2 protein-coding genes are annotated in these 2,836 nt (G+C 69.0%); both read right to left on the bottom strand.

Translation table 11 applies throughout. From position 1 onward, the window contains the following. Positions 1–751: proteasome accessory factor PafA2 family protein (locus V7E05_RS14050; protein WP_333620250.1), on the bottom strand; the 751-nt coding region annotated here is incomplete at its 3' end. After that, positions 748–2,634, bottom strand: a complete 1,887-nt coding sequence (arc, locus tag V7E05_RS14045) for a proteasome ATPase (RefSeq protein ID WP_333620249.1) — start codon at positions 2,632–2,634, stop codon at positions 748–750. The genes V7E05_RS14050 and arc, both read right to left, overlap by 4 nt. Between the last annotated feature and the right edge of the window lie 202 nt (positions 2,635–2,836).

Genomic DNA, 2,836 nt, shown 5'->3' with positions numbered 1-2,836 from the left:
CGATGATCACGTGGAGGCGGCGCCATTTGTCGTCGTTCGCGTGCGGCTCGTCGCGGGTGTTGATGATCCCGCGCCGAAGAGTGGTCTCGAGGCCGGAGAACACCTCGATGTAATCGGCACGCTGTGAGATCTGGAACCCGCGGCGTTCTCCGAACTGGCCGATGCCCACGCGGCCCGCACCGCAGAACACCTGGCGGGTGACGAAATGCGGGGCGACGTTCTCGGCGATGTCCCCGAACTCGACGTCGCGGCGCACGAGGTAGTTCTCGTGGGTGCCATAGGAGGCGCCCTTGCCGTCGACATTATTTTTGTAGAGCCGTACGGTCTCGTTGTCCTCGATAGCCGCCGAGGAGAGCCCGGCCGCGTGCATGATCCGCTCCCCCGCCTTGTCCCAAACGACCGCGTCGCGGGGAGACGTGACCTCGGGCGAGGAGTACTCGGGGTGGGCGTGGTCCACGTAGAAGCGCGCCCCGTTGCGGAGGACGCGGTTGGTGATCCCGAACTCGCTGGGGTCGATGAGCGACGTGGGGCGCGCGGCCGAGAGATCGAATCCGCGGGCGTCGCGCATCGGCGACTCGGAATCGTAGGACCAGCGGGCGGCTGCCTCCCGGGACACGTCGGGCTCCTCGTAGGCCCGGATCACCTGGGTGGAGGTCACGATCGAGGAGATCCCGGGATTCGCAGGCGCGGAGATGCCGAACTCGATCTCGGTGCCGATGATCCGCCCTTGTGCTGCGGCGTCCGCCGTCATGCGCCCACCTCCCCGCTCGGGGCAGATGCCGGGGTCGGGACCGGAGCCTCGGCCGCCGGGTCGGGGCCGCCCAAGGCGTGAGCCGCAACGGCCTCGACCTCGACGACCCGCTCGCCGCGCACGCCGGTGAGGCGCGCCCACTCCTGCGGGTTCGACGTGTTGGGGAGATCGGTGTTCTCGCCGAATTCGGCGTCGACGGAATCGAGGAAGTGCTCGAGCGTGAGCCCGTTGCCCGTTCCGGCGACGATGTCCTTGATCGCGAGCTTCTTCGCCCGGTCGACGATGTTCCGGAGCATGGCGCCCGAGACGAGGTCGGCGAGGTGGAGGTCCTGCTTGCGCCCGGAGACGAAACGGAGCGTGGCGTAGCGGGTATCGGCCTCGCGGCGGAAGAGGTGGTCGACGACGTCGCGCGCGATGCGTGCCGCGTGCTCGGCCGGAGTCGCCCCGTCCATCTCGGCGGTGTCGAAGCGCAGGCCTGCGACGATGTACTTCGACAGGATGTCGAGCGACTGATCGCGTCCCGGGCGGTCGATCCGGATCTTGAGGTCGAGGCGTCCCGGGCGGAGGATCGCCGGGTCGATCATATCCTCGCGGTTCGACGCGCCGATGACGATAACGTTGCGGAGGTCCTCGACGCCGTCGATCTCCGCGAGGAGCTGCGGGACGACGGTGGTCTCCATATCGGAGGAGACGCCGGCGCCGCGGGTGCGGAAGATCGAGTCCATCTCGTCGAAGAAGACGATGACCGGATGGCCGTCTGTCGCCTTCTCCCGCGCCCGCTCGAAGACGTTGCGGATGTGCCGCTCAGTCTCGCCGACGTACTTGTTGAGCAGCTCGGGGCCCTTGATGGAGAGGAAGCTCGACTCGGGGACGGCCGGGCGGCCCTCGGCGGTGGTGGTGTCCGCGCGGGCCTCCGAGCGATCGCTCCGGTCCTTCTCCGCCGCCGCGACCGCGAGCGAATGCGCGACGGCCTTCGCGATGAGCGTCTTGCCGCAGCCGGGGGGACCGTAGAGGAGCAGGCCCTTGGGCGGATCGAGGTGGAACTCCCGGTAGAGGTCCTGGTGGAGGAACGGCAGCTCGATAGCGTCCCGGATCTCCTCGATCTGGGTGCCGAGGCCGCCGATCTCGCCGTAGGAGACGTCGGGCACCTCCTCGAGGAGCAGTTCGTCGACCTCTGCCTTGGGGACCACCTCGAAGGCGAACGAGGTCTTGGTGTCGACGAGGAGCGCGACGCCCGCGCGGAGGCGCTGCTCGCGCAGCGATGCCGAGAGGTAGACGATGTGCTCTTCGTCGTTGCCGAGCACGACCCGCGCGCGGATGCCGTCCGCGAGGACGTCGCGGAGCGTGGCCGTGACGCCGGACGGGGCCTGGTCTGGGATGGCCTCCACGATGGTGAGGGCCTCGTTGAGCCGCACGGTGGTGCCCGGGCTCAGCTCCGAGGCGCGCACTCGCGGAGAGATGGTGAGGAGCATGCGACGGCCGGAGGTGTACACCTCGGCGGTCTCCACCTCGCCGGTCGGAGCGCCGGGCAGCGTACCGGAGGAGAGGCGATCGGCCTGCGCCGTGCGGGCCCGGGCGATTCCGGAATCGGTTCCGGTGTCGGTACCGATGGACGAATCGGCAGACGGGACGGGCTCGGAGAGCGCGACGACGACGCCGTAGGTCGATGGCGGGGTGCCGAGGCGTTCGACCTCCCCCTTGAGGGCCTCGAGCGCGTCTCGGGAGTCGGTGAGCAGCTCCGCGAGCCGCTTGTTCCGCGCGGAGAGAGCATCGACCTTGATGGTCTTCTCCCGCGTGTTGCGCTCGGACTTCTCGAGTTGGCTGCGGAGCGCGGCCAGTTCCTCGCGCTGCGATCCTTCGCCTGCGGTCGTGCGATCGGTCATGTGACCACACCCTCTCTGTCGCGTCGGCGCAATGGTCGGCGCCGATCGACTCCGTGGCGGCGCCCCCCGGGTGCCACCGACGATCTACAGCCCGCCCGGAGCTCCGGGGACTCGGTGGAATTCACGTAGCCGGGGAGCTCGTGAACCCCGTGTAGTGAGCGAGTCCCGTGAGGCAAGGGTGGGCTCACCTGTCCAGACTAGT

The organism is Dietzia sp., from assembly GCF_036741115.1.
Taxonomy (GTDB): domain Bacteria; phylum Actinomycetota; class Actinomycetes; order Mycobacteriales; family Mycobacteriaceae; genus Dietzia.
The sequence above is the reverse complement of the archived record's forward strand: the minus strand, read 5'-3'. Positions and strand labels throughout refer to the sequence as shown.

What these genes read in the sequence shown, in the direction of transcription:
- arc (WP_333620249.1), bottom strand. Translation starts at nt 2,634, where the DNA reads ATGACCGATCGCACGACCGCAGGCGAAGGATCGCAGCGCGAGGAACTG.